The sequence below is a fragment of the Streptomyces sp. NPDC050738 genome (genome assembly GCF_040654175.1).
Classification (GTDB): Bacteria; Actinomycetota; Actinomycetes; order Streptomycetales; family Streptomycetaceae; genus Streptomyces.
This window is the reverse complement of the sequence record NZ_JBFAHN010000009.1, coordinates 133174-158404: the sequence shown is the minus strand read 5'-3', so window position 1 is coordinate 158404 and position 25231 is coordinate 133174. Positions and strand designations below refer to the sequence as shown.

General features: G+C 70.5%; 23 protein-coding genes and 1 riboswitch. Of the genes, 7 read left to right on the top strand and 16 right to left on the bottom strand.

Features of this window, described 5'->3' with window-relative positions; genetic code table 11:
* Positions 1-423: 423 nt before the first annotated feature.
* The 4 genes from AB0H78_RS23665 to AB0H78_RS23650 form a co-directional block, all read right to left on the bottom strand.
* Positions 424-1311, bottom strand: a complete 888-nt coding sequence (locus AB0H78_RS23665) for a hypothetical protein (protein WP_363236517.1) — start codon at positions 1309-1311, stop codon at positions 424-426.
* Positions 1312-1324: 13 nt separating this feature from the next.
* The gene (locus AB0H78_RS23660; RefSeq protein WP_363236516.1) at positions 1325-1621 is read right to left on the bottom strand and encodes a DUF4193 domain-containing protein; all 297 of its coding nucleotides are present in this window, start codon (positions 1619-1621) and stop codon (positions 1325-1327) included.
* A 395-nt stretch (positions 1622-2016) separates the two neighbouring features.
* The gene (locus tag AB0H78_RS23655; RefSeq protein ID WP_363236515.1) at positions 2017-3249 is read right to left on the bottom strand and encodes an ATP-binding protein; all 1233 of its coding nucleotides are present in this window, start codon (positions 3247-3249) and stop codon (positions 2017-2019) included.
* Between the two features lie 6 nt (positions 3250-3255).
* Positions 3256-3909, bottom strand: a complete 654-nt coding sequence (locus tag AB0H78_RS23650) for a response regulator transcription factor (RefSeq protein ID WP_329124075.1) — start codon at positions 3907-3909, stop codon at positions 3256-3258.
* A gap of 314 nt (positions 3910-4223) precedes the next feature.
* On the opposite strand from AB0H78_RS23650, the gene AB0H78_RS23645 reads away from it, so the two are divergent.
* On the top strand, positions 4224-4397 hold the full coding sequence (locus AB0H78_RS23645) for a hypothetical protein (protein WP_363236514.1): 174 nt from the start codon (positions 4224-4226) through the stop codon (positions 4395-4397).
* Between the two features lie 66 nt (positions 4398-4463).
* Here AB0H78_RS23645 and AB0H78_RS23640 read toward each other — a convergent pair whose 3' ends face one another.
* The gene (locus tag AB0H78_RS23640) at positions 4464-5264 is read right to left on the bottom strand and encodes an inositol monophosphatase family protein (protein WP_363236513.1); all 801 of its coding nucleotides are present in this window, start codon (positions 5262-5264) and stop codon (positions 4464-4466) included.
* A 17-nt stretch (positions 5265-5281) separates the two neighbouring features.
* A complete protein-coding gene (locus AB0H78_RS23635) occupies positions 5282-6394 on the bottom strand; it encodes a ferrochelatase (RefSeq protein WP_363236512.1) in 1113 nt (370 codons plus the stop codon).
* A 92-nt stretch (positions 6395-6486) separates the two neighbouring features.
* Between AB0H78_RS23635 and AB0H78_RS23630 the strand changes: the two genes are divergently transcribed.
* Complete coding sequence (locus AB0H78_RS23630; RefSeq protein ID WP_363236511.1) at positions 6487-7725, top strand: MFS transporter; 1239 nt, start codon at positions 6487-6489, stop codon at positions 7723-7725.
* Complete coding sequence (locus AB0H78_RS23625; RefSeq protein WP_363236510.1) at positions 7694-9004, top strand: D-arabinono-1,4-lactone oxidase; 1311 nt, start codon at positions 7694-7696, stop codon at positions 9002-9004. Before AB0H78_RS23630 ends, AB0H78_RS23625 begins: the two co-directional genes overlap by 32 nt.
* Before the next feature lie 6 nt (positions 9005-9010).
* On the opposite strand, the gene AB0H78_RS23620 is transcribed toward AB0H78_RS23625, so the two are convergent.
* The gene (locus AB0H78_RS23620) at positions 9011-10003 is read right to left on the bottom strand and encodes a hypothetical protein (RefSeq protein WP_363236509.1); all 993 of its coding nucleotides are present in this window, start codon (positions 10001-10003) and stop codon (positions 9011-9013) included.
* A gap of 365 nt (positions 10004-10368) precedes the next feature.
* Between AB0H78_RS23620 and sepH the strand changes: the two genes are divergently transcribed.
* Positions 10369-11424 (top strand): septation protein SepH, encoded by a 1056-nt coding sequence (gene sepH / locus AB0H78_RS23615; protein WP_363236508.1) that lies wholly within the window; start codon positions 10369-10371, stop codon positions 11422-11424.
* A 59-nt stretch (positions 11425-11483) separates the two neighbouring features.
* On the opposite strand, the gene AB0H78_RS23610 is transcribed toward sepH, so the two are convergent.
* Positions 11484-12314, bottom strand: a complete 831-nt coding sequence (locus tag AB0H78_RS23610) for a sulfurtransferase (protein WP_363236507.1) — start codon at positions 12312-12314, stop codon at positions 11484-11486.
* Between the two features lie 147 nt (positions 12315-12461).
* Here AB0H78_RS23610 and AB0H78_RS23605 point away from each other — a divergent pair, with 147 nt between their 5' ends.
* On the top strand, positions 12462-13247 hold the full coding sequence (locus tag AB0H78_RS23605; protein ID WP_363236506.1) for a VOC family protein: 786 nt from the start codon (positions 12462-12464) through the stop codon (positions 13245-13247).
* 128 nt (positions 13248-13375) lie between these two features.
* Positions 13376-14506, top strand: coding sequence for an N-acetylmuramoyl-L-alanine amidase (locus AB0H78_RS23600; protein ID WP_363236505.1), 1131 nt, complete (start codon positions 13376-13378; stop codon positions 14504-14506).
* A gap of 40 nt (positions 14507-14546) precedes the next feature.
* Here the strand turns inward: AB0H78_RS23600 and AB0H78_RS23595 are convergent, their stop codons facing one another.
* From AB0H78_RS23595 to AB0H78_RS23580, 4 genes are read right to left on the bottom strand one after another with little or no spacing between them, the layout of a single operon-like run.
* Positions 14547-15197, bottom strand: a complete 651-nt coding sequence (locus AB0H78_RS23595; RefSeq protein WP_363236504.1) for a thymidine kinase — start codon at positions 15195-15197, stop codon at positions 14547-14549.
* Between the two features lie 37 nt (positions 15198-15234).
* Positions 15235-16422: a nucleotide pyrophosphatase/phosphodiesterase family protein gene (locus tag AB0H78_RS23590; RefSeq protein WP_363236503.1), complete on the bottom strand. Its 1188-nt coding sequence runs from the start codon at positions 16420-16422 to the stop codon at positions 15235-15237.
* Positions 16422-17009, bottom strand: coding sequence for a DUF5998 family protein (locus AB0H78_RS23585; protein ID WP_363236502.1), 588 nt, complete (start codon positions 17007-17009; stop codon positions 16422-16424). Before AB0H78_RS23585 ends, AB0H78_RS23590 begins: the two co-directional genes overlap by 1 nt.
* Before the next feature lie 48 nt (positions 17010-17057).
* Positions 17058-19841 (bottom strand): GNAT family N-acetyltransferase, encoded by a 2784-nt coding sequence (locus AB0H78_RS23580; RefSeq protein WP_363236501.1) that lies wholly within the window; start codon positions 19839-19841, stop codon positions 17058-17060.
* A gap of 126 nt (positions 19842-19967) precedes the next feature.
* Here AB0H78_RS23580 and AB0H78_RS23575 point away from each other — a divergent pair, with 126 nt between their 5' ends.
* Positions 19968-20249 (top strand): HPr family phosphocarrier protein, encoded by a 282-nt coding sequence (locus AB0H78_RS23575; protein WP_363236663.1) that lies wholly within the window; start codon positions 19968-19970, stop codon positions 20247-20249.
* A gap of 124 nt (positions 20250-20373) precedes the next feature.
* Here the strand turns inward: AB0H78_RS23575 and AB0H78_RS23570 are convergent, their stop codons facing one another.
* From AB0H78_RS23570 to AB0H78_RS23555, 4 genes are all read right to left on the bottom strand, one after another.
* Positions 20374-21057, bottom strand: coding sequence for a GntR family transcriptional regulator (locus tag AB0H78_RS23570; RefSeq protein ID WP_363236500.1), 684 nt, complete (start codon positions 21055-21057; stop codon positions 20374-20376).
* Positions 21058-21236: 179 nt separating this feature from the next.
* Entirely contained in the window at positions 21237-22052 is an 816-nt protein-coding gene (locus AB0H78_RS23565) for a M23 family metallopeptidase (RefSeq protein ID WP_363236499.1), read from the bottom strand.
* Between the two features lie 12 nt (positions 22053-22064).
* A riboswitch (cyclic di-AMP (ydaO/yuaA leader) is annotated at positions 22065-22212 on the bottom strand.
* A 197-nt stretch (positions 22213-22409) separates the two neighbouring features.
* A complete protein-coding gene (locus AB0H78_RS23560) occupies positions 22410-23777 on the bottom strand; it encodes a pitrilysin family protein (RefSeq protein ID WP_363236662.1) in 1368 nt (455 codons plus the stop codon).
* A gap of 29 nt (positions 23778-23806) precedes the next feature.
* A complete protein-coding gene (locus AB0H78_RS23555; protein WP_363236661.1) occupies positions 23807-25168 on the bottom strand; it encodes a pitrilysin family protein in 1362 nt (453 codons plus the stop codon).
* Between the last annotated feature and the right edge of the window lie 63 nt (positions 25169-25231).

Genomic DNA, 25231 nt, shown 5'->3' with positions numbered 1-25231 from the left:
CGCGGGAAGCGCGACCTAATTCCTGACGCCGCCCTCGCACTGCTACGCAGGCTTCGCAACGGCTGCGGCGGACTCCGTCCACCGACCCGTCAAGGGGCACCCAGCGCCTTGGGATCGTCGGGGCCGTTGAGCCGCACCGGCCCCTCGATCCGCTCCAGCGGAGGCAGCGCGGGAAGCGCGACCTAATTCCTGACGCCGCCCTCGCACTGCTACGCAGGCTTCGCAACGGCTGCGGCGGACTCCGTCCACCGACCCGTCAAGGAGCGCCCAACGCCTTCGGGTCGTCAGGACCATTGAGCCGCACCGGCCCCTCAATCCGCTCCAGCGGAGGCAGCGCGGAAAGCGCGACCTAATTCCTGACGCCGCCCTCGCACTGCTACGCAGGCTTCGCGACAGCTGCGGCGGACTCCGTCCACCGACCCGTCAAGGAGCGCCCAACGCCTTCGGGTCGTCAGGACCATTGAGCCGCACCGGCCCCTCGATCCGCTCCAGCGGAGGCAGCGCGGGAAGCGCGTCCCACGGCACCTGGTTCCTGCGCAGGTCCTTGCGGATGCGTGCGGCGAGCTTCTTGGTGTCGCGCCGGTTCATCACGGCGCCGACGGCCGCGCCCACCATGAAAGGCACCAGGTTCGGCAGATCCCGGATCATCCGCTTCATGATCTGCTGGCGCAGTTCGCGCTTCATCTGGCCGCCCAGCGCGGCGTTGACCGTCATCGGTTTGGTGACGTCGATGCCGCGCTCGCCCGACCAGGAGTTGAGGTAGGTCGTCGTGCGCTGTTTGAGGTTGCCGGGCGGGCGCATGCCGTAGACCTCGTACAGCTCGGCGATGAGCTTCATCTCGATCGCAGCGACTCCCGTGATCTCCGCGGCCAGTTCGGCAGGCATCGCGGGCGGTACGGGAAGCATCGCGGCGGCGCCGATGCCCGCGCCGACGGTGGATGTCGCGGCGGCGGCGCCGGTGACCAGTTTGTCGGCGATCTCCTCCGGGCCCAGGCCCGGGAAGTGTTTGCGCAGGGTCGCGAGATCGCGCACCGGAATCCGGGGCGCGTTCTCGATGATTCTGTCGGCGACGTAGGAAAGCCCTGCTCTGGCTCCGTCGCTGCTCTTCTTCACGCCGTTCTTCAGTGCGCCCAGTCGGCGGGTCCCGGTCCCGGACCCGCCCGCTGTGCCCTGCTCACGCTCCGAGGGCATCAGGGCGGAGGGCTCGGCAGGCGCCTGCGCGCCTTCTGCCGGGCCTGTGCCGCCCTGTTGGACCTCGGGTGACCCCTTGCGCCGGAAGCCTCGCCTCCGGGACGGTGTCGCGCCTGCCACGGCCGACCTGACCTCAGTCGCAGTCGCGGCAGATGGGCTGGCCGTTCTTCTCGCGGGCCAGCTGACTGCGGTGGTGCACGAGGAAGCAGCTCATGCATGTGAACTCATCGGCCTGGCGCGGCAGGACCCGTACGGAAAGCTCCTCGTTGGAGAGGTCCGCTCCGGGCAGCTCCATCCCTTCAGCCTGCTCGAACTCGTCTACGTCGACCGCCGAAGTCGACTTGTCGTTCCGGCGAGCCTTGAGCTCTTCGAGGCTGTCCTCGTTGGCGTCGTCGTCGGTCTTGCGTGGGGTGTCGTAATCCGTAGCCATTTAGTCGCTCTCCCCCTCTGGGTGTCTGCGGTGTCTCAGCGCACGTAACGCGTGAGAGGCCGGACTTGTGCCCGACCTGAGGCGGAGATTTTGCCTCACATCAAGGTCTGTTACTCAATCGACACCCAACCGGATCCCTCTGGAGTGATCGGTTTGGATGGCGATCGGGACCGTACACGGTCCGAATGTCGCACTTCACGGGAGCCACCCCGTGTACTTCCCGTGATCGCACCCCCCGGAAACCCGGGGTTTTCCCGGGTTTCAAGGGGTTTTGCGATCACAGAGAGTAGATGGCCGGAATATCGCCCCTGTGATCGATCGCACACGATCTTTCCGGGAACGGGTCCCGAAAATTCCGCGTAAAGCGAACTTCCGGACCGGCGTCGAGCAGCATCTCAGACAGGCAGGGTGACGCGCATCACGAGACCGCCGCCGTCGCGGGGCTCCGCGATGATACGGCCTCCGTGGGCACGCGCGACGGAGCGCGCGATGGACAGGCCGAGTCCCACGCCCTTGTCGCTGCCGGTCCGCTCGGTGCGCAGCCGTCTGAACGGCTCGAAGAGGTTGTCGATCTCGTAAGCGGGAACCACGGGACCTGTGTTCGATACCACCAACACGGCCTGGCCCTGCTGGAGTTCGGTGGTGACCTCCACCCAGCCGTCCTCGGGAACGTTGTAGCGCACGGCGTTCTGTACGAGGTTCAGCGCGATGCGCTCCAGGAGCACCCCGTTGCCCTGTACGACGGCCTGGGCCTGCGTCCCGCGGAACTCGACGCCCTTGGCCTCCGCCTCGGCGTGCGCCTGGTCCAGCGCCCTGGTGGCGACCTCCGCGAGGTCGACGGGCTTGCGCTCGACGATCTGGTTGTCGCTGCGGGCCAGGAGGAGCAGGCCCTCCACGAGCTGCTCGCTGCGCTCGTTGGTGGCCAGCAGGGTCTTGCCGAGCTGCTGGAGCTCCACAGGCGCCCCGGGGTCCGAGAGGTGGACCTCCAGGAGGGTCCGGTTGATCGCGAGCGGTGTACGGAGCTCGTGCGAGGCGTTGCCCACGAACCGCTGCTGTGCGGTGAAGGCCCGCTCCAGCCGGTCGAGCATCTCGTCGAAGGTGTCGGCGAGCTCTTTCAGCTCGTCGTCGGGACCGTCGAGCTCGATGCGCCGGGTCAGATCGGTGCCTGCCACGCGGCGGGCGGTGCGGGTCATCTTGCCGAGCGGCTGCAGAACGCGGCCGGCCATGGCGTAACCGACGGCGAAGGCGATGATGCTGAGGCCCACCAGGGCGTACAGCGAGCGGGTGAGCAGGTTGTCCAGCGCCTCCTGGCGCTGGTGGTGGACACAGGCGTTCATCGCGGCGTTGAACTGGTCGGCCGAGCCGGTTTCGGGAAGGTCGCACACCGTGCTGGCGACCTTGCCTGAAACGATCTTGAACGGCAGCTCGCTGCCCACATCGAGCGCCTGTGCGGCCAGCGCATAGATGATCGTGAGCAGCACGATGCCCGCGATCAGGAACATCCCGCCGTACAACAGCGTCAGACGTATCCGGATCGTGGGGCGCAACCAGGGGAAGGGCGCTTCCGCGCTCTTCGGGTCCCAGGTCGGCTTCGGGGGCGCCGCAGGTGGCGCGGGAGTTGTGGCCACCGGGGGTCAGATCCGGTAACCGGAGCCGGGCACGGTGACGATGACGGGCGGCTCGCCGAGCTTGCGGCGCAGGGTCATGACCGTCACGCGTACGACGTTGGTGAACGGGTCGGTGTTCTCGTCCCAGGCCTTCTCCAGGAGCTGCTCGGCCGAGACGACCGCGCCCTCGCTGCGCATCAGGACCTCCAGGACCGCGAACTCCTTGGGCGCGAGCTGGATCTCGTTGCCGTCGCGGAAGACCTCGCGGCGGTTGGGGTCGAGCTTGATGCCGGCCCGCTCCAGGATGGGCGGCAGCGGCACGGTCGTACGACGGCCGAGCGCCCGGACGCGCGCGGTGAGCTCGCTGAAGGCGAAGGGCTTGGGGAGGTAGTCGTCGGCGCCGATCTCCAGGCCCTCGACGCGGTCGCTGACGTCGCCGGAAGCGGTCAGCATCAGGACCCGGGTGGGCATCCCGAGCTCGACGATCTTGCGGCAGACGTCGTCGCCGTGGACCAGGGGCAGGTCGCGGTCGAGTACGACCACGTCGTAGTCGTTGACCCCGATCCGCTCCAGGGCCGCGGCGCCGTCGTACACGACGTCGACGGCCATGGCCTCCCGGCGAAGTCCGGTGGCCACCGCATCGGCGAGCAGTTGCTCGTCCTCGACGACGAGTACGCGCACGGCGCTGTCCTTCCCTTGTGCCCGTGCATACGGGCAGGTCTGTAGCACTGACTGTGTGCATCCATCCTGCCCCTAACGCCCATAAACCGGCGGTAAGGCGGTGCCGGGAGCGGGCGGCGGCACCGGGAATTCCATGATTCCTGGAGTGGTTGAGGTTTCCTGACGAGAAGGCGGGGGGAGGACGATTGCACACCCCGCGATCACGCCCTGTATGTGGCGTACCACAGCCCGCTCTGTCCCCCAGAGAGAGTGCGCGATCGCAGGCAACCCTCGGCACACCCCCGTGCCACCGACCCATGACGAGGGGGCGCACCATGGACGCATTCACCGCAGGACTGCTGCAGCGCATAGAAGCCACGGAGACCGACCTCACACGGGCTCGCGAGACAGGCGACGAGTTCCTGGCGGAGGTGGAGCAGGGCGAGCTGGACGACCTGCGCCGTCTCGCCGCCGAACACGGCGTCCAGGTCACCACCGCGGGCGTCTGACGCGCGAAGGGGCCTCGTACCGGGCCGACTGCCCGGTACGAGGCCCCTTCCCATGTCCGGGTCCGTTCAGTCGTGCCAGGCGCCGTACTCCTCCAGGAGCGCCTGCAGCGGCTGGAAGACTCCGGGAGAGGCCGCGATCGCCAGGTCGTTGGAGGGGCGGTCCCCCGGGCGGCCGCCGGTCAGCGCGCCCGCCTCGCGGGCGATGAGGTCGCCGGCCGCCAGGTCCCAGGGGTGCAGCCCGCGCTCGTAGTAGCCGTCGAGGCGGCCTGCCGCCACGTCGCAGAGGTCCACCGCCGCCGAGCCGCCGCGACGGATGTCGCGGAGCTGCGGGATGAGCCGGTGGGCGACCTCGGCCTGGTGGGTGCGGACCGTGGTGACGTAGTTGAAGCCGGTCGAGACCAGCGCCTGATCGAGCGGCGGCGCGGGACGGCAGCTGAGCGGCTGGTCCCCCAGATACGCACCGCCGCCGCGCACCGCGTGGAAGGTCTCGCCGCGCATCGGAGCGGCGACCACACCCACCACGGTCTCGCCGTCCAGCTCGGCGGCGATGGAGACGGCCCAAGTGGGCAGCCCGTAGAGGTAGTTGACGGTGCCGTCGAGCGGGTCGACGACCCAGCGGACACCGCTGCTGCCCTCGACGGACGAGCCCTCCTCGCCCAGGAAGCCGTCGTCGGGGCGGTGTTCGGCGAGGAAACCGGTGATCAGTTTCTCGGCGGCGATGTCCATCTCGGTGACGACGTCGATGGGGCTGGACTTGGTGGCGGCCACGGCCAGGTCGGCGGGGCGTCCGTCGCGCAGCAGCGCGCCTGCCCGTCGGGCCGCCTCCTGGGCGAGGGCGAGGAGTTCGGAGGTCAGGGGGTCGCTCACGGGGGTCACGGGGCTCCTTATGCGTACGGGCTGTCGGCGCCGGCGGCCGCGGGCCTGGGGGCGCGGGCCGGGCAGCAGCCGACCGGGCAGACATCGTGCGAGGCGCCGAGCGCCCCGAGCGCGCAGCGCTCCGCCCGGATGCCCCGCTCGCTCGCGGCGCGCTCCAGGACCAGGTCGCGTACGGCGGCCGCGAACCGCGGGTCGGCGCCGACCGTCGCGGAGCGGGCGACGGGCAGGTTCAACTCGGCGGCCCTGTCGGTGGCTTCGGTGTCCAGGTCGTACAGGACTTCCATGTGGTCCGAGACGAACCCGATGGGCACCATGACGGCTGCCGGGGCGCCCTCACCGTGGAGGGTCTCCAGGTGGTCGCAGATGTCGGGCTCCAGCCAGGGGATGTGCGGGGCGCCGCTGCGCGACTGGTAGACGAGCTTCCAGGGGTGCTCGACGCCGGTCTGCTCGCGGATAGCGTCCACGATCACCTGGGCGACATCCAGGTGCTGGGCGACGTACGCACCGCCCTCGGGGCCCGCCGAGTCGGCGGCCGCGGTCGGGATGGAGTGCGTGCTGAAGGCGAGGTGCGCCCCCGCCCGCAGGTCCTCGGGGAGCGAGGCCAGCGAGGCGAGGACTCCGTCGATCATGGGCCGCAGGAAACCGGGGTGGTTGAAGTAGTGCCGCAGCTTGTCGACGCGCGGCAGCTCAAGGCCCTCCGCTTCCAGCGCGGCGAGGGAGTCGGCCAGGTTCTCGCGGTACTGGCGGCAGCCTGAGTACGAGGCATAGGCGCTGGTGGCGAGGACGGCGATGCGCCGGTGTCCGTCGGCGACCATCTCGCGCAGGGTGTCGGTCAGATACGGCGCCCAGTTCCGGTTGCCCCAGTACACCGGCAGGTCGAGACCGTGCTCCGCGAAGTCCTTGCGCAAGGCGTCGAGCAGGGCGCGGTTCTGGCCGTTGATGGGGCTGATGCCCTGGAAGCGGAAGTAGTGCTGCCCCACCTCCCTGAGCCGCTCGTCGGGGATGCCCCGGCCTCGGGTCACGTTCTGCAGGAACGGGACCACGTCCTCGGGCCCCTCGGGACCGCCGAAGGAGAGCAGCAGCAGAGCGTCGTACGGATCTGGATCACGCTGATCGGACATGGGTCCGATCCTGCCATCCGTATCCGACCGGTCGGAAACTCGCCACGGCCGTAAGCTGTGACGTCTGCCCACAGCCCTTACCCGGAGATCTTGTGCCCAGTCCCTACCGCGCCATTTTCGAGGCACCCGGAGCCAAGCAGTTCTCCGCGGCCGGCCTGCTCGGCCGGATGCCGTTGTCGATGCTGAGCATCGGCATCGTCACGATGATGTCGCTGATCACCGGACGGTACGGGCTCGCGGGCGCGCTTTCCGCGACCTGCGCGTTGTCGGCCGCGGCGATCGGCCCGCAGATCTCCCGTCTCGTCGACCGGTACGGACAGCGCCGCGTCCTGCGCCCGGCGACCCTGGTCACGGTGGCCGCCGTACTGGGCCTGCTGCTCTGCGCCCAGCAGCGGTTCCCCGACTGGACGCTCTTCGTCTTCGCCGCGGCCACCGGCTGCGTACCGAGCATGGGCTCGATGGTCAGGGCCCGCTGGGCGGACATCCATCGCGAGTCGCCGCGCGATCTCCACACGGCGTACGCCTGGGAGTCGATCGTCGACGAGGTCTGTTTCATCTTCGGCCCGATCCTCTCCATCGGGCTCTGCACGGTCTGGTTCCCGGAGGCGGGCCCGCTCTTCGCGGCCGGGTTCCTGGTCGTCGGTGTCCTGTGGCTCACCTCGCAGCACGCCACCGAGCCAGCACCGCATCCGCGCGGCCACGACGCCGGCGGAACAGCGTTGCGCTCCCGGGGACTTCAGGTCCTGGTGGCCGCCTTCGTCATGGTCGGGACGATCTTCGGGACCATCGACGTGGTGACCGTGGCCTTCGCCAAGGAGCAGGGCCACCAGGGCGCGGCGAGTGTCGTCCTTGCGGTGTACGCGCTGGGTTCATGCCTGGCCGGAGCGGCCTTCGGACTGCTGCACCACAAGGGCCCGGCGTCGAAGAGGTGGCTGGTGGGCATGTGTGCGATGGCCGTGAGTATGATCCCCCTCCAACTGGCCGGGAACCTTCCGTTGCTGGCCGTGGCGCTCTTTGCCGCGGGCCTGTTCATCGCACCGACGATGATCACGACCATGGCCCTCGTCGAACAGCATGTACCACGCACCCAGTTGACCGAGGGCATGACCTGGATCAGTACCGGGCTCGCCGTCGGTGTGGCGCTCGGATCCTCGGCCGCCGGCTGGGTGGTCGACGTCCGAGGGGCGCAGGCGGGGTACCTGGTGTCCGCCGGAGCAGGAACGCTCGCGGCCGCGGTGGCGTTCCTGGGGTACCGCCGGCTGAACAGGCCGGTGCCGCAACGGGAGGGGCGCGAAAGAGATGGCCGGAGCGAGCAGCAGCACGTGGCGTAACTGGGCGGGGAACGTCACCTCCCGTCCGGCACGGGAGGTCTCCCCCGCATCGGTCGAGGAGCTCGCCGAAGCCGTCACGCGGGCCGCAGCGGAGGGCCTGACGGTGAAGCCGGTCGGCACCGGCCACTCCTTCACCGCCACCGCGGCCACCGAGGGACTGCTGGTGCGGCCCGATCTGCTCACCGGCATACGGGGAATCGACCGCGCCGCGGGAACCGTGACGGTCGAGGCGGGCACACCCCTGAAGCGCCTGAACCTGGCCCTGGCCCGTGAGGGACTCTCGCTCACGAACATGGGCGACATCATGGAGCAGACGGTCGCCGGCGCCACCTCCACCGGAACCCACGGCACCGGCCGCGACTCGGCCTCGATCGCCGCACAGATCCGCGCCCTGGAGCTGGTCACCGCGGACGGCTCGATCCTGAAGTGCTCGGAGAAGGAGAACCCCGAGGTCTTCGCGGCCGCCCGGATCGGACTCGGCGCTCTGGGCGTCATCACCGCGGTCACCCTCGCCGTGGAGCCGGTCTTCCTGCTGACGGCCCGCGAGGAGCCGATGGCCTTCGACCGGGTGACGGCGGAGTTCGACGAACTCTTCGCCGAGAACGAGCACTTCGAGTTCTACTGGTTCCCGCACACCGGCAACTGCAACACCAAGCGCAACAACCGCAGCGCGGGCCCCGCCGCCCCTGCGGGCCGGGTCAGCAGCTGGATCGAGGACGAGTTCCTCTCCAACGGCGTCTTCCAGCTCGCCTGTTCGCTGGGCCGGGCGGTCCCCGGGACCATCCCGGCGATCGCCAAGCTCTCCAGCCGGGCTCTCTCGGCCCGTACGTACACGGACATCCCCTACGAGGTCTTCACAAGTCCGCGCCGGGTGCGTTTCGTGGAGATGGAGTACGCCCTGCCGCGCGAGGCCGCGATGGAGGCGCTGCGCGAGGTGAAGGCGATGGTGGAGCGCTCGCCGCTGCGGGTCAGCTTCCCCGTGGAGGTACGGACCGCGCCCGCCGACGACATCTCGCTGTCCACGGCGTCGGGCCGGGAGAGCGCGTACATCGCCGTCCATCTCTACAAGGGCACGCCGTACCAGGCGTACTTCACGGCGGTCGAGCAGATCATGACCGCGCACGGCGGCCGGCCGCACTGGGGCAAGGTGCACACCCGTGACGCCGAGTACCTGGCCGGGGTGTACCCGCGGTTCGGCGAGTTCACGGCCCTGCGCGACCGCCTGGACCCGGAGCGGGTGTTCGCCAACGCCTACCTGCGCCGGGTCCTGGGCGACTGACCTGGGCTACTCCGCCGCCGAACCGTCCGTGGTGGACGGCGAGCTCGCGTCGCCGCCTCCCGTGCCGGTGCTTTCCGAGGGGGCCGGCGTCGGCGTGGGGGTCGGCGAGGAATCGTCGGAGGAGCCGGACGACGAGGACGGACTGGGTGACGGGTCCGGCGTCGAGCCGCCGCTCTTCCCCGGGTCGGGGCTCGGCGACCGACCGTCGCCCGCGCCGCCCGGAGTCGTGGAGGTGCCGGAGTCCGAAGGCGTGGGCGAGGACGGCGTGGACTTCTGGTGGCTGCCGCCGCCCGTCACCGCGCCGCCGACCGTCGTGCCCTTGCCTCCGCTGAGGTCCTGCCCCGAGAGCAGCTCGAAGCCGGTGATCCCGCCCATGGCCACGACGAAGACGACAACGGCCGCGAGCGCCGAGCGCTTCCAGCCCCGCATCCGGGTGCCGTGGGTCGTGGCGTCGGTGAACTCGTCTTCGGGGCCCGGTTCCGCGGCGCCCGGCCCGTCCGTACCCGACTCGACCGGCACCTGGGGCACCAGCTGCGTCCTGTCGAGGTCGGGCAGCATCATCTGCGTCGCCTCAGGATCACCGCCGGGAATCTGCTCCGAGACCTGCGTGATGACCTGGGTCCGCAAGTCCTCGGGCCAGGGCGCCGCGACCGTGGGCGGTACCGCCCCGGGGTCCCTGTCGCCCGGAACACGCCGGACCGCGACCTGACGTCCCCTGGGTTTCACCTGGACCGTGACCTCGCGGATCTGCTCCCCGGTACGCCGGAACAGGTGCTGGAAGATCGTGCCCCCGCAGGTGGCGACGACACTGACCAGGCCGGCGCCGATGATCGTTCCGTACACCCCGAGTCTTGAGGCCAGCACCGCCGCGACCACTGCCGCGATCGCGCTTCCCGCGACCTGCGGAACACTCAGGTCGAGCGACCTTTTTTTGGTTTCTGTCTCCCTTGCGGGCTTCTGCTCCATCTCCAGCCTCTGTTTGACCTTCTTTCCCACCATGCACCAGATAGGGACATTTGAGCGAAACGAATAGTTCCGTTTCGGCTGATTCTGTGAAGCAGAACACCCCGGGAAAGAGTCAACTCCCGTGCCACGGGAGAACTTCGGCGGCGTGCCGCCCACCCGCGTGGCCCGAATGGAGTACTGTTGCGAGCCCTGGGCCCGGTCTTCCTTGGGGGAGAGTGACCGAAATGGTCACTTTGCGTCGCAAACTGGTAACCGTGCCATAACGGCGGTCCGGGGTTCATGCCCGACACGCCGGGCAGATCAGCAAGGTTGTGGCAGGCTGCACCCGGGCAGGCCACACTCGACTAGCGGAAGCAGCGACGCACGTGACGTCGGCAGGCACCACCCGGGAGGTTCCCATGCCCGAACTGCGTGTCGTGGCCGTCTCGAATGACGGCACACGACTGGTGCTCAAAGCTGCGGACAGTACGGAGTACACGCTTCCGATCGATGAACGGCTGCGTGCGGCGGTCCGTAATGACCGCGCGCGACTGGGCCAGATCGAAATCGAGGTGGAGAGCCACCTCCGGCCGCGTGACATCCAGGCGCGGATACGAGCAGGAGCCTCCGCCGAGGAGGTCGCGTCGATGGCCGGGATTCCGGTCGACCGCGTCCGCCGCTTCGAGGGCCCCGTGCTCGCGGAGCGTGCGTTCATGGCCGAGCGCGCCCGGAAGACTCCCGTACGACGTGCCGGTGAGAACACCGGAACGGGTCCGCAGCTCGGTGAAGCAGTCAATGAGCGCCTCGTGCTGCGGGGCGCCGACAAGGACACCGTTCTGTGGGACTCCTGGCGCCGCGACGACGGCACCTGGGAAGTCCTGCTGGTCTACCGGGTCGCCACCGAGACGCACTCGGCGAGCTGGACTTACGATCCGCCGCGCCGTCTGGTGCAGGCCGTGGACGACGAGGCGCGCTCGCTCATCGGCGAGAACAACGACTCGTTCACCGCTCCGGAGCCGAGCTTCCCGTTCGTACCGCGGATCGCCAGGCTGCCGCGCGACCGGCCGCTCGACCGCGCCCTGGACCGGCAGCTGGAGCGGCCTCCCGTTCCCGCGCCCGCCGCTCCCGAGCCCGAGGAGAGCAGTGAGCGCGACTCGCTGACCAGTCTGCTGGAGGCGGTGCCGAGCTTCCGGGGCGACATGGTCGTGCCCGAGCGCCCGGCTCCGCCCCCCGAGCCGCCGGTCGCCGAGCCCGTCATGGAGCCCGCGGTGGAGGAGCCGCCGGCTGCTTCCGCGGGCGCGGGTGCCGCGTACGCGGATGTGCTGATGCCGCGTGCGGTCAGCGGCCACCGTGACCGGCTGACCGGGACGACCGACCGGCAGGCGGAGGCCGACGGGGTGCGCCCCGGGCGGCGGGCGGCAGTGCCGAGCTGGGACGAGATCGTCTTCGGGACGCGGCGCAAGAACAAGGATTAGCGGTACGGAACACGAGAAGGGGCCCGCACGGTTCGTGCGGGCCCCTTCTCGTGCGACTCCTACTGCGGGTCGGGGCCCGTGGCCACCGGGCGGGACTCGTCCGAGGACCACTCGGACCAGGAGCCCGCGTAGAGGGCGGACGGGAATCCGGCGATCTCCAGGGCCAGGACCTGGTGGGCGCCGGAGACGCCGGAGCCGCAGTACACGCCGACCTCGCCCTCGGCGGCGCCGAGCGCCTTGAAGCGTTCCGCCAGGGCGTCCGGGGCCAGGAAGCGGCCGTCCTCGGCGACATTGGCCGAGGTCGGGGCGGAGACCGCGCCCGGGATGTGGCCGCCGACGCGGTCGATCGGCTCGACGTCGCCCCGGTAGCGCTCCGCCGCGCGGGCGTCCAGGAGCAGCCCCGAGCGGGCCAGGGCGGCCGCCCCGTCCGCGTCGAGCAGGGGCAGCGAGCCCGGTACGGGGGCGAAGTCGCCCGCGGCCGGTGCCGGGATCTCAGCCGAGAGCGGCCCCGACCAGGCGGCCAGGCCGCCGTCCAGGACGCGGACCCGGGTGTGGCCCGCCCAGCGCAGCAGCCACCAGGCGCGGGCCGCGGCCCAGCCCTGTCCGCCGTCGTAGACCACGACCGGGGTGTCCTGGGAGATCCCGGCCCGGCGCATCACGGCGCCGAAGGCCTCCGGGTCGGGCAGCGGGTGACGGCCGCCCCCGCCCGCGCCCACGGGCCCCGCCAGCTCCGCGTCCAGGTCGACGAAGACCGCGCCGGGGATGTGGCCGCTCTCGTACGCGGGCCGCTGGTGCGGGCCGCCCAGCTGCCAGCGGATGTCCAGGAGCGCCGGTGGACGCGTTCCTGCCGACTCGCTCGCAAGTTCGGATGCGGTGATGATGGCATTCATGGACCCATCCTCGCTCAGCGACGGGACGGGGCCACAACACTGCTGAAGAAATGCGGCGCGGCCGGGGCGCGCTGCGCGGCAGGTGCTGAAAACATCGGGACGGGGGTGGCCGGTCGGCCGTCCCAATCGTCCGAGGAGAGAGTGAAGATGACCGAGGCAGCCACTCGGCGCACCCCTGGAACGCCCTGCTGGGTCAGTCTGATGGTGCACGGCCTGTCCGCGACACAGGACTTCTACGGAGCGCTGTTCGGCTGGGAGTTCAAGCCGGGGCCGCAGCAGCTCGGCCCGTACGTCCGTGCACTGCTCGACGGCCAGGAGGTGGCGGGCATCGGGCAGTTGCCCCCGGATCGGCATCTCCCGGTGGCCTGGACGCCGTATCTGGCGACCGATGACGCCGACGTCACCGCGTCGACGATCCGGCACTGCGGCGGCACCGTCGGTGTCGGCCCGCTGGACGCGGGCGAGGCGGGAAGGCTGGTCATAGGGTCCGACCCGGCGGGGGCGGTCTTCGGGATCTGGCAGGCGGCCGACCATCTGGGTACGGCGCTGGCGGGGGTGCCCGGCACGGCCGTGTGGAACGAGTTGGTGACGCGGGAGACGGCGACGGTCGGCACGTTCTACCAGGCGCTCTTCGCGTACGAGGCCGAGGCTGTCGTCTCGGCCGACTTCGACTATCTGACCCTGCACTTGGACGGCCGGCCGGTGGCCGCCCTGCACGGCGTCGGCCATGCGCTGCCGCACGACAGGGGCGCGCACTGGATGACGTACTTCGAGGTGGCCGATGTCGACGAGGCCGCGCGGCGGGTGGCCGAGCTGGGCGGCCACGTACTGCAGCAGGCCCGCGAGGGGGCGAGCGGACGGATGGCGACGGTCGCGGATCCCGAGGGTGCGGTCTTCACGCTTCTGCGGTCGGCACGCACACATCAGCAGTGAGAGTGCTCCCGAAGAACGCCATTGGTCTACACCTCTAAAACGCTGTGACCTGGTGATTTCTGGATCTGATCGCAATAGATTTGGTCAAAATCATGGTCCTGCGGGGGCGGGCTGAATATCCTCCGGGGATGACTTTCCATGAGCACGAGGTCGACCGCCGCACCCTCTTCAGATTCGGTCTCGGTACGGCGGTGGCCGCGGTCGTCGGCACCGAGATGGCACTCGCGGGCCCGGCCACCGCGGCCCCCTCGGCGGATCTCTCCTGGATCATCGGCTGCGACAGCTGGGGCGCCCGGCCACCGGCCTCGCCGGTCCAGATATCCGGCAACACGACCAACAAGATCATCCTGCATCACATGGCGTTCCCCAACGTCACCGACTACTCCCGCGAGCACGCCGTGCAGCTCGCCAAGGACTGCCAGGACCTGCACATGGACGGCAACGGCTGGGCGGACACCGGCCAGCACTTCACCGTCAGCCGCGGCGGGTACGTGACAGAAGGCCGCCACCGCAGCCTGGAGACGCTGAACACCGGCCAGCACCAGGTGATTTCGGCGCACTGCCCCGGCGAGAACGGCAATGCGATCGGCATCGAGAACGAGGGCACGTACATCACGGAGACCCCTCCGGAGGCGCTCCTCGACTCGCTGGTGAAGCTGTGCGTCACCGTGTGCCGGCAGTTCCGGCTGAACGCCTGGGACATCTTCGGCCACTGGGACTTCCGGGTCACCGACTGCCCCGGCATCTCCTTCTACGCGCAGTTCCCGATGATCCGGGCGCGCGTACTGGCCGAACTGGGCACGCCGCACTCGGCGATCCCGGCCCGGCGCTGGCCCGACATCTGGCGGTTCGTCGACAGCCCGGTCGTCGAGGTGGCCCAGTACCTGCTCAACGACGTCGGTTACGCCCTCACCCCCAACGGCTCCTTCGGCACCGACATGAACGCCGCGGTCGCCGACTTCCAGACGAAGTGCGGCATCCCCGTCACCCCCGACGCCACCTTCGACCTGGCCACCTGGGAGGCGCTCGCCCCCGTACTCGGCAAGGACGCCACCGGACTCCCGGTCACCGCCCTGCAGTTCATGCTCGTACGCAAGGGCTACGCCGACGTCACGGCGAGCGGCAGCTACGACCACGCCACGATGAAGGCCGTCCAGGGAATGCAGCGCCTCCACGGCCTGACCCCCAACGGCAAGGTCGACCTCAGCACCTGGTGTGCCGTGGTGGGCGGTTCGGTCCGCGAGGCCTACCGCCGCTGAGCCGCACCACGGTTTCGTGCACCGCCGGATGGGCCCAGGTTCAGCCGGCGGTCACCGGCAGCACGTCGGGTGAGAGCGCCGTCGCCCGCGCCGCGTCGCTCGTCAGCTTCTTGCGGTGGTGGCGCCGGCACAGCACCTCATAGCCGACCTCCTCGGCCGGCCGGTCCACATCGCCCACCACGACCTGCTCGCCCTCGACGACCATTTCCCCGGCCACCGTACGGGCGTTGTGCGTGGCCCGCGCCCCGCACCAGCACATCGCCTCGACCTGCAGGGTCTCCACCCGGTCGGCGAGTTCGATCAGGCGCTGCGATCCGGGGAAGAGCTTGGTGCGGAAGTCGGTGGTGATGCCGAAGGCGAAGACGTCCATGTCCAAGTCGTCGACGACACGGGCCAGTTGGTCGATCTGCTCGGGCGCGAGGAACTGCGCCTCGTCCACGATCACGTAGTCCACCCGGCCGCCCTGCGACATCTGCCCCACCAGATATCCGTACAGATCCATGCCAGGAGCGGCCTCGACCGCCTCCGTCACCAGGCCCAGACGCGACGACAGCTTCCCCTCCCCCGCGCGGTCGTCCCGCGTGAAGATCACACCCTGCAGGCCGCGAGCCGAACGGTTGTGCCCGATCTGAAGAGCGAGTGTGCTCTTTCCGCAGTCCATCGTTCCGGAGAAGAACACGAGCTCGGGCATGGGGAGTTCAGGGCCTTTCGGGCGGGGGTGGGATGTCTTACGAACGTACTTCGAGCAGCGGGACCAGCTGCTCCACGGCCGTCATCGAGCCGTGCATGCCGACCATCTGGGACTCGTGCACCTCGCGCCGTGATGCGGTGATCACGACGTCGGCGTGGGCCGCGGCGACCACGTCGCCGATCCGTCCGTGGACGCGTTCGTCGACCGCGGGGCCGAACCAGCCGGCGGCGATCGCCTCGTCGCGGCTCGCCACCCAGAACTGTTCGCCGAGCACCTCGCGCCAGACGGTGAGGACGTCGGCCGCGGCGCCGGGTACGGCGTAGACGTGGCGTGCGCGGCCCTCGCCGCCGAGGAGTGCGACGCCCGCGCCGAGCTCCCAGTCCTCGTCGAAGTCGATGCGCGACTCCTCGTCGAAGGGGATGTCGATCATGCCGTGGTCGGCGGTGACGTACAGCGCCGAGCGGGGCGGGAGCTGGTCGGCGAGGCGCTGGACGAGGCGGTCGACGTACATCAGCTGGCCGCGCCAGTCGTCGGAGTCGACGCCGAAGCGGTGGCCCTTGCCGTCCACCTCGCTGTAGTACGTGTAGACCAACGACCGGTCCGCCGCGCCCAGTTGGAGGGCGGTCAGGTCCATCCGGTCCTCGCCGGTGAGCCGCCCGTGGAAGGTGCCTCCGCTGAGTGCGACCTTGGTGAGCGGGGTGTGGCGGAAGTCCGGGGAGGAGACCTGCGCGGTGTGCACGCCTGCGGCGTCCGCGAGCTCGAAGACCGTCGGGTACGGCTGCCAGGCGTGCGGGTCGGTCCAGGGCTTCCAGCGGAGCTGGTTCATCAGCTCGTTGGTGGCCGGATTCCGTGTCGTGTAGCCGGTGAGGCCGTGCGCGCCGGGCGGCAGTCCCGTGCCGACCGAGGCGAGCGAGGTCGCCGTGGTGGCGGGGAAGCCCGCGGTCAGCGGGCGGCCGGTGTTGCCGCGGGAGGTGGGGAGGAGCGAGTGGAGGTACGGGGCTTCGTCCGGGTGGGCCTTGATCTGCTCCCAGCCGAGGCCGTCGATCAGGAAGACGCAGTTGCGGTCGGCGGGGGAGAGCTCGGCGATGGACGCCTCCATGCCCGGGACGTCCATGCCGGCGGCCAGCGTCGGGAGGAGGTCGGCGAGCGAACCCGTGCCGTACTGCGGGACGGGGGCGGTGGCCAGGGCGAGCGGTTCCGGATCGTGCCAGACGGGCTGGGCCATCAGCGCGAGGTCGCCGCGGTGGCTTCGGAGAGCGCCTGGGCGAAGGCGAGGGTCTGGCGCACGGTGTCGGGGCCGTCGCCGGCCTCGCTGACGCGCAGGCTCAGGTCGTCCGCCGTAGAACTGCCGGTGTAGCCGTGGTCCGCCTCGCAGTTGGGGTCGCCGCAGGCGGCGGGCTCCAGGTCGAGACGCGCGACCGCGCCCCAGCCGATGGTCAGGACGACCTCGCGGGGCAGGGTGCCGGGGACGTACTTCTCCGGGTTGGCGACGACGCGGCTCAGGACGACGGAGGAGATCCGGTCGAGCTTGACGGACTCCGTGGAGGTCGTCGCGTACGGCGTCGGGGAGCTGTCGTCGGCGGCCTGCTCGTCGGTGTGGCTCACGATGAAACGGTGACCGGTCAGGACGAGGACGGTGACATGGCGGCGCACCTCGTTCGAGTCGAACGTCGTCTCCTGGTGCACCAGGTACGAGGAGACCGGTTCGCCACCGACGGCGGCCTCCACCGCCTCGGCCACAAGGGCCGGGTAGTAGCCGCTGCGCTCGATCGCCGCGCGGAGCCCCTGGGTCGTCGTACCGGTCTTAGCCATGGACTCCATCTTACGGCCCTGCCCGGTACGTCCGGGCCCTTGGTGGATTCAGTAGCTGGGGAGGCGGCGGGGGCCCAGGTCGCCTGTCGCGGAGGGTGGTGCGAGGCGCAGGGAGGCGCCGAGCACACAGAGTCCGGCGGGTGAGACGACCACGGGTTCCAGGGCCACGGCGATGACTTCGGGGTGGTCGTCCACGAGCCGGGAGACCCTGAGCAGCAGTTCTTCGAGGGCGGCGGTGTCGACCGGGGCCGATCCCCGCCAGCCGAAGAGGAGGGGTGCGGCCCTGATCGTCCTGATCAGTTCGGCGGCGTCACGGTCGGTGGCCGGGACGAGCCTGTGGGCGGTGTCGCCGAGCAGTTCGGAGGGGGCGCCGGCCAGGCCGAAGGAGAGGACGGCGCCGACGGCGGGGTCGATGGCGGCGCGTACAACGGTGTCGACTCCGCGCGGGACCATCGCCTGGACGACCGGCTGGACCTCCTCCGGTGTGCCGAGCGCGTCGGTCAACTCCTGGTAGGCGCGCCGCAGTCCGGTCTCGGATCCGATGTCGAGGCGTACGCCGCCGAGGTCGGGACGGTGGCGCAGGTGCGGGGCGGTGGCCTTGAGGGCCACGGGGTAGCCGAGGCCGGCGGCGGCCGCGACGGCGGCGTCGGCGTGCGGGGCCGGGAGGGTCGGGCGTACCTCGATGCCGTAGAGCGCGAGCAGTTCGCGTACGTCCTGAGGCGCGAGGGGCAGCCCGCGGCTGACGTCCACGTGGGCCGTGGCGAGCAGCGACTCGATCCGGGCGGCGGCAGCGGCCTCGTCGATGGTGTCGTATTCGGGGACCCGGCCCGGGTCGGCGGCCTGGCGGCGCCACTGCGCGTACCTGACGGCCTGGGCGAGGGCCCGTACGGCGCGCTCGGCGGCGGGGTAGACGGGGATGCGGGCGGGGTGGGCCGTGAGGGGGGCCTCGTCCTTCTCCGGTGCTTCGGCGGCCGGGGCCGCCGCGGCACGGGGCGGCGGCGCCACCGTCGCCGTGGCCGCGGCCAGGGCTTCCGCGAGGCCGCCGATCTCCACGTGGACGACCGCGACCGGCTTGGCCGGGGCGCCCGCCGCGGCCTCGCGCAGCGCGGCGCCGAGGATCTCGCCGTCGCCCATCTCCTTCATGCCGTCCTCCCCCACCCAGGGGATCGCGGTGACCACGACCGCATCGCAGCCGTCGTCGGCGAGGGCCTCGGCAAGGGCTTCGCGGAAGTCCTGCGGGGTGGCTGACGTCGTCAGGTCGCGGGGCGGGAGCGGCCGCAGCCGCTCGGTGAGGCAGGCGTCGTACGTGAGGAGACCGAGCGATTCGGAGTTGCCGAGGATCGCGACCCTGGGGCCTTCGGGCAGCGGCTGGCCGGCCAGCAGGACACCGGCGTCGACGAGTTCGGTGACCGTGTCGACGCGGATGACACCCGCCTGGCGCAGCAGGGCCGAGACCGTGGCGTCCGGGACGCGGGTGACGGGCACCGCGTGGCCGGGCGGGGCCGATCCGCTGTGCCGGGCGCCCTTGACCACGACGACGGGCTTCACCGCCGCGGTGCGCCGGGCGAGGCGGGTGAATTTGCGGGGGTTGCCGATCGACTCGAGGTAGAGGAGGGCGACATCGGTGTCCGGGTCGTCGTACCAGTACTGGAGGAAGTCGTTGCCGGAGACGTCCGCGCGGTTGCCGGAGGAGATGAAGGTGGAGAGGCCCGCGCCCCGGCGGTGGAGTCCGGACAGCAGTGCGATGCCGATCGCACCCGACTGGGCGAAGAGGCCGATGCGGCCGGGCGCAGGGGACTCGGGGGCCAGGGAGGCGTTGAGGTGGACCGCGTCGGAGGTGTTGATCAGGCCGAAGGCGTTCGGGCCGATGATGCGCATCCCGTACGAACGGGCCTGGCGCACCAGTTCGCGCTGTCGCTCCCGCCCTTCGGCGCCGCTCTCCGCGTAACCGGCGGAGAGGACGACCAGCCCCTGGACGCCGCTCTCGCCGCAGTCGGCGACGGCTTCGGGGACCCGGTCGGCGGGGACGGCGATGACCGCCAGGTCGACCGGCTCGCCGATGGCCGCGACCGAGCGGTGGGCGGGGACGCCGTCGATCTCGGTGGGTTCGGCGGGGAAGGCCTTGTTCACGGCGTACGTGAGGCCGGTGAAGCCGGAGGCGAGCAGATTGCGCAGGACGGTGCGGCCCACTCCCCCGGGTGCGCGGCCCGTGCCGACGACCGCGACCGAGCGGGGGGCGAGCAGGCGCTGCACCGAGCGGGCCTCGGCCCGCTGCTCGCGCGCCCGCTGGACGGCGAGGGAGGCGGCGGTGGGCTCCAGGTCGAGGGTCAGGTGGACCGAGCCGTCCTCGAAGCTGCGCCGCTGTTCGTAGCCGGCGTCCGTGAACACCTTGATCATTTTGTTGTTGGCGGGCAGCACCTCGGCGATGAAGCGGTGTACGTCGCGCTCGCGGGCGACGGCCGCGATGTGCTCCAGGAGGGCCGAGGCGACGCCCCGTCCCTGGTGCGCGTCCTGGACGAGGAAGGCGACCTCGGCCTCGCCCTCGCCGATGCGGTCGTAGCGGACGGTGGCGATGAACTCTCCGCCGATGGTGACGGCCAGACCCACCCGGTCGACGTAGTCGTGGTGGGTGAAGCGGTGGACGTCCTTGTCGGACAGCCGCGGGTAGGGCGCGAAGAAGCGGTAGTACTTCGACTCGTCCGAGACCTGTTCGTAGAAGCTGACCAGCCGCTCGGCGTCGTCGGGGGCGATCGGCCTGATCCGTGCCGTGCCGCCGTCGCGCAGCACGACATCGGCTTCCCAGTGCGCCGGGTACGCCAGGTCCGGGTTCATGGGGAGAGCCTACGGGGCACCTACGGGTCGCGGAGGAGTCCGGGCCGGGGCAGGCTGGGGCTCAGCATCCCGTACCCCGTGGTTGAATGGTCTAGACAACAGTCAGAGAACTTGAAGGGCAACACCATGGCTGAGCGCCGCGTAAATGTCGGTTGGGCCGAGGGTCTGCACGCCCGCCCCGCCTCCATCTTCGTCCGTGCCACCACGGCCACCGGCGTCCCCGTGACGATCGCCAAGGCCGGTGGCAACCCCGTCAACGCCGCCTCGATGCTCGCCGTGCTGGGCCTCGGCGCGCAGGGCAACGAGGAGATCGTGCTCGCTTCGGACGCCGAGGGCGCGGACGCCGCTCTCGACCGTCTGGCGAAGCTGGTCGCCGAGGGTCTCGAGGAGCTCCCCGAGACCGTCTGAATTTCGCACACCGAAACCGCTCCACCAGAATTCCGGTGGAGCGGTTTCGGCATTTTCCGAACCTATTCAGGGCAGCAGAAAGGAGAGGCACTGAATTGCCTCTTCTTTGTATACGGCGCGACTGTTAATGCGAACCGCCCGCGGTGTTTACGGCATGTTGCGAAGTCCTCACATGATGCGCGGCGGCACGGCGCAGCCGGTGCGCTCCGCTCACCCGTTCCGAATGCAGCACGGTCAGCGCCCTCGCCCGTTCCGCGTCGCCGCGTGCCACGGCGTCGACGATCGCACCGTGCTCGGCCCAGGATTCGACCGGCCTGACGGGCTGCTCGACGGCGTACATCCAGGCGATCTTGTGCCGCAACTGGGTCAGCAGCGCCGTCAGCGGCGGACTGCCCGCGGACTGCGCGAGCGTCTCGTGGAACCAGCCGCCGAGTGAGCGCAAGTCCTCGCCCTGCCCCCGCCTGGCCCGCTCCTGCCCCAGCCTGACCAGGCCGCGCAGGACTTTGAGGTGCGCTTCGGTACGCCGCTGAGCAGCGCGGGCCGCGCCCATCGGCTCCAGCAGCAGCCGCATCTCGAGCAGGTCGGCGGCCTCCTGCTCGGTGGGCTCGGCGACACAGGCACCGGCATGGCGGCGGGTGGTCACGAAGCCCTCGGACTCCAGGGTCCGCAGCGCTTCGCGCACCGGGACGCGCGAGACGCCGTACCGGCGGGCCAGTACCTCCTCGGTGAGCCGACTGCCGCGCTCGAAGACACCGGAGACGATGTCGTCACGGATTGCCGTGCATACCGAGTGCGCTGGAATGCGCATCACCGAACCTCCGCCTTAATCCCCGCGAAACGCGGTCGATCGACGCCTGTTCGGCGACTCTATTGCAGCGGAGGTAAATTTCCGATGGCAGCCGGTTAATCATGGATATCTTTTGGCCACAGCACCATACGCAGAAGGCCCCGGCGCGGATGCGCCGGGGCCTTCTGGTGGAGCGGATGTCAGACGTTCACACCGTGCGAGCGCAGGTACGCGACCGGGTCGATGTCCGAGCCGTACTCGGGGCTCGTGCGGGCCTCGAAGTGGAGGTGCGGGCCCGTGACGTTGCCGGTGGCACCGGAGAGGCCGATCTGCTGGCCGGAGGTGACGGTCGAGCCGACGGAGACGCCGAGGGACGAGAGGTGGCCGTACTGCGTGTACGTGCCGTCGTTCATCTTGATGACGATGTTGTTGCCGTACGCGCCGCCCCAGCCGGCCTCGACGACGGTGCCCGCGCCGACGGCGTGGACCGACGTGCCGGACGCGGCGTGGAAGTCGATGCCGGTGTGGCTGCCGGAGGACCAGAGGCTGCCGCCGGTCTTGTAGCCGGTGGAGACGTAGGAGCCCGATATCGGCGCCACGTAGGCGTTCAGGCGCTTGCGCTCGGCCTCGCGGGCGGCGCGCTCCTTGGCCTCGCGCTCCTGCTTGGCCTTGGCCTCGGCCTTCGCCTTGGCGGCCGCGGCGGCCTTGGCCTTGGCTTCCGCCTTGGCCTTCGCTTCGGCCTTCGCCTTCGCGGCGGCCTTGGCCGTGGCGGCCTCGTGCTTCTGCGCGGCCGCCTGGGCGTCGATGTGCGCGGCGAGCGAGTCGCCGATGACGATGGTCTGGCTGAGAGCGGCGGTGTCCGCGGCGGGGGCCGCTGCTTCGGCGGCGATGGCCGGGGCGGCCAGGCCTCCTACGACGCCGGTCGTGGCGAGGGCGGCGGCACCGGCGAAGGTCGCGGTCTTGCGCGTCAGACGGTTCGGGGCACGGTGCTTACCGGTAGGGCGGGCGAACGCCATGAAGGGGTTGGTCCTTTCCTTCCTTCTCGCCTACCGGGTTAGCTGACGGGTTCGGAGCAGGAAGGTCTCCTACAGGCTTGCGCCTGATTCACCCCAGGGACTGATGTGGGTCCCCGGCTCCCCAGGCTCGCGCCAGACGGGGACTCGGCGATCACTGTCCGGGGCCGCGGACGCGGCTATAAGTACGACGAACAGCGGGACCGACGGTAAGCGGTCCGCGTTCCCGGGACCAAACAGACAGCCCCTTTTGTAGCGCACGCCACAGGACATCAAGGCAACCTCTCCAATAAAACGGACATAAGGGAGAACCCCGGCGGCCGAATGGCCGCCGGGGTCCCCTTTGTTGCTGTTTGTCGATCAGCCCGTGACGACGGTCACTTCACCGATCCCCAGCGCCCTGACCGGCTCCGCGATCTTCTCCGCATCTCCGACCAGCACCGTGACGAGACGGTCCGCGGGGAAGGCACTGACGACCGCGGCCGTGGCCTCGACCGTCCCGGTCTCGGCGAGGCGCGCGTACAGCTGCGCCTGGAAGTCGTCCGGGAGGTGCTGCTCGACCTGGTCGGCGAGCGTGCCCGCGACCGCCGCGGCCGTCTCGAACTTCAGCGGGGCGACACCCACCAGGTTCTGTACGGCGGTCTCGCGCTCGGCGTCGGTGAGCCCCTCGGCGGCGAGCGTGCGCAGCACCTTCCACAGGTCGTCCAGCGCGGGCCCGGTGGACTCGGTGTCCACCGAGCCGCTGATGGCGAGCATCGCGGCACCGGTGCCCTCGGCAGTGGAGCGCAGCACCTGGCCGAAGGCCCGTACGCCGTAGGTGTAGCCCTTCTCCTCACGCAGGACGCGGTCCAGACGGGAGGTGAGGGTGCCGCCGAGGCAGTACGTACCGAGCAACTGGGCGGGCCAGACCCGATCATGGCGGTCCGCACCGATCCGGCCGATGATCAGCTGGGTCTGCACGGAGCCGGGACGGTCCACGATGATCACGCGGCCCGTGTCGTCCGCGGTGATCGGCGGGGCCGGGCGGGGGGCCGCGGTGTTGCCCGTCCAGTCGCCGAGGGTCTCGGCGAGCAGCGCGTCCAGGTCGACGCCCGTGAGGTCGCCGACGACCACGGCGGTGGCCGTGGCGGGGCGCACATGCGCGTCGTAGAAGGCGCGGACGCCTGTGGCGTCGATGCGCGCCACCGTCTCCTCGGTGCCCCGGCGGGGGCGCGAGATGCGCAGGGAGGCCGGGAAGAGCTCCTTGGAGAGCTGCTTGGCGGCCCGGTAGCCCGGGTTGGCGTGCTCGTGCGGGATCTCGTCGAGACGGTTGCGGACCAGCCTGCTGATCTCGCCGTCGGTGAAGGCCGGTGCGCGCAGTGCCTCGGCGAGCAGGCCGAGCGCCTTGGGCAGCCGCGATACGGGGACCTCGAGGGAGACCCGGACGCCCGGGTGGTCGGCGTGCGCGTCCATGTTGGCGCCGCAGCGCTCCAGTTCGGCCGCGAACTCCTCGGCGGTGTGCTTGTCGGTGCCCTCGTTGAAGGCGCGCGACATGATCGTGGCGATCCCGTCGAGGCCCTCCGGCTCGGCGTCCAGGGGGGCGTCGAGGTTGATCTCGACGGCCACCACCTGCTGGCCGGGGCGGTGGCAGCGCAGCACGGTCAGACCGTTGGGCAGCGTGGAGCGGCCGGGAGCCGGGAAGGCCCAGGGTGTGGGCGTGCCCGGCTGGGGCTGCGGGTGGTACGTCATGCTCACGGCAGCGGTGTCGGTGGTCTCCGTCACTGGTCCGCCCCCTCTTCTTCGGCTTCTTCCGCCGCGTCTGCGGACTCGTCGGGCACTTCGGAGCTGATCGGCTCGTACACGAGGACTGCGCGGTTGTCGGGGCGCAGAAGCGCCTTGGCGACCGCCTGCACCTCCTCGGCCGTGATGTCCAGGACCCGGTGGACGGCGGTCAGCGCGAGCTGCGGGTCGCCGAACAGGACGGCGTACCGGCACAGTTGGTCGGCGCGTTGCGCCACGGTGCCGAGCCGGTCCAGCCACTCGCGCTCCAACTGGGCCTGGGCGCGCTCCATCTCCTCGGCCGTGGGACCCCGCTCGGCGAACGCGGCGAGCTCTTCGTCGACCGTCGCCTCGACCTCCGGGACCTCGATACCGCTCGACGTCTGGACGTCCAGCCAGCCGAGCGAGGGTGCGCCGGCCAGCCGCATCATGCCGAAGCCTGCGCCGGCGGCCGTCTGGTCACGGCGTACCAGACGGTTGTGGAGCAGCGAGGACTCGCCTCCGCCGAGGATGGTCAGCGCGATGTCGGCGGCGTCGCACTCGCGGGTGCCGTCCTTCGGAAGGCGGTAGGCGGCCATCAGGGCGCGTGAGGGGACGTCCTCGTGGAGCTCCTCGCGCAGCTGCTCGCCGATGATCTCCGGAAGCGAACCGTCGCGCGGCGGCTGCTTGCCGTCGTGCGAGGGGATCGAGCCGAAGTACTTCTCCACCCAGGCCAGCGTCTGCGCCGGGTCGATGTCGCCGACGACCGAGAGCACCGCGTTGTTGGGCGCGTAGTACGTACGGAAGAAGGTGCGCGCGTCCTCGAGGGTCGCGGCGTCCAGGTCGGCCATCGAGCCGATCGGCGTGTGGTGGTACGGGTGGCCCTCCGGGTAGGAGAGGGCGGCCAGCTTCTCGAACGCGGTGCCGTACGGCACGTTGTCGTACCGCTGGCGGCGCTCGTTCTTGACGACGTCGCGCTGGTTCTCCATCGACTCCTCGTCGAGGGCGGCGAGCAGCGAGCCCATCCGGTCCGCCTCCAGCCAGAGCGCGAGCTCCAGCTGGTGGGCGGGCATCGTCTCGAAGTAGTTGGTGCGCTCGAAGCTGGTGGTGCCGTTGAACGATCCGCCGGCGCCCTGGACCAGATCGGCGTGGCCGCTGCCCTTCACCTGTCCGGAGCCCTGGAACATCAGGTGCTCGAAGAGGTGGGCCAGGCCCGTACGGCCCTTGACCTCGTGCCGCGAACCGACGTCGTACCAGAGGCAGACTGCGGCAACCGGGGTCAGGTGGTCCTCGGAGAGGACCACGCGCAGGCCGTTCGCCAGCCTGTGTTCCGTTGCTGTCAGGCCGCCGGAGGAGGCCTCGGCGGTGGCCGTGTGACCCATGGGCATGTACGTCCCTTCGATCGCGGTGAAGAGGAAAGCGATGTCCTGCCACTGTATGCAAGC

What these genes read in the sequence shown, in the direction of transcription:
- AB0H78_RS23660 (WP_363236516.1), bottom strand. Translation starts at nt 1,621, where the DNA reads ATGGCTACGGATTACGACACCCCACGCAAGACCGACGACGACGCCAAC.
- AB0H78_RS23645 (WP_363236514.1), top strand. Translation starts at nt 4,224, where the DNA reads ATGGACGCATTCACCGCAGGACTGCTGCAGCGCATAGAAGCCACGGAG.
- AB0H78_RS23635 (WP_363236512.1), bottom strand. Translation starts at nt 6,394, where the DNA reads ATGTCCGATCAGCGTGATCCAGATCCGTACGACGCTCTGCTGCTGCTC.
- AB0H78_RS23625 (WP_363236510.1), top strand. Translation starts at nt 7,694, where the DNA reads ATGGCCGGAGCGAGCAGCAGCACGTGGCGTAACTGGGCGGGGAACGTC.
- AB0H78_RS23620 (WP_363236509.1), bottom strand. Translation starts at nt 10,003, where the DNA reads ATGGTGGGAAAGAAGGTCAAACAGAGGCTGGAGATGGAGCAGAAGCCC.
- sepH (WP_363236508.1), top strand. Translation starts at nt 10,369, where the DNA reads ATGCCCGAACTGCGTGTCGTGGCCGTCTCGAATGACGGCACACGACTG.
- AB0H78_RS23610 (WP_363236507.1), bottom strand. Translation starts at nt 12,314, where the DNA reads ATGAATGCCATCATCACCGCATCCGAACTTGCGAGCGAGTCGGCAGGA.
- AB0H78_RS23605 (WP_363236506.1), top strand. Translation starts at nt 12,462, where the DNA reads ATGACCGAGGCAGCCACTCGGCGCACCCCTGGAACGCCCTGCTGGGTC.
- AB0H78_RS23600 (WP_363236505.1), top strand. Translation starts at nt 13,376, where the DNA reads ATGACTTTCCATGAGCACGAGGTCGACCGCCGCACCCTCTTCAGATTC.
- AB0H78_RS23595 (WP_363236504.1), bottom strand. Translation starts at nt 15,197, where the DNA reads ATGCCCGAGCTCGTGTTCTTCTCCGGAACGATGGACTGCGGAAAGAGC.
- AB0H78_RS23590 (WP_363236503.1), bottom strand. Translation starts at nt 16,422, where the DNA reads ATGGCCCAGCCCGTCTGGCACGATCCGGAACCGCTCGCCCTGGCCACC.
- AB0H78_RS23585 (WP_363236502.1), bottom strand. Translation starts at nt 17,009, where the DNA reads ATGGCTAAGACCGGTACGACGACCCAGGGGCTCCGCGCGGCGATCGAG.
- AB0H78_RS23580 (WP_363236501.1), bottom strand. Translation starts at nt 19,841, where the DNA reads ATGAACCCGGACCTGGCGTACCCGGCGCACTGGGAAGCCGATGTCGTG.
- AB0H78_RS23575 (WP_363236663.1), top strand. Translation starts at nt 19,968, where the DNA reads ATGGCTGAGCGCCGCGTAAATGTCGGTTGGGCCGAGGGTCTGCACGCC.
- AB0H78_RS23570 (WP_363236500.1), bottom strand. Translation starts at nt 21,057, where the DNA reads ATGCGCATTCCAGCGCACTCGGTATGCACGGCAATCCGTGACGACATC.
- AB0H78_RS23565 (WP_363236499.1), bottom strand. Translation starts at nt 22,052, where the DNA reads ATGGCGTTCGCCCGCCCTACCGGTAAGCACCGTGCCCCGAACCGTCTG.
- AB0H78_RS23560 (WP_363236662.1), bottom strand. Translation starts at nt 23,777, where the DNA reads ATGACGTACCACCCGCAGCCCCAGCCGGGCACGCCCACACCCTGGGCC.
- AB0H78_RS23555 (WP_363236661.1), bottom strand. Translation starts at nt 25,168, where the DNA reads ATGGGTCACACGGCCACCGCCGAGGCCTCCTCCGGCGGCCTGACAGCA.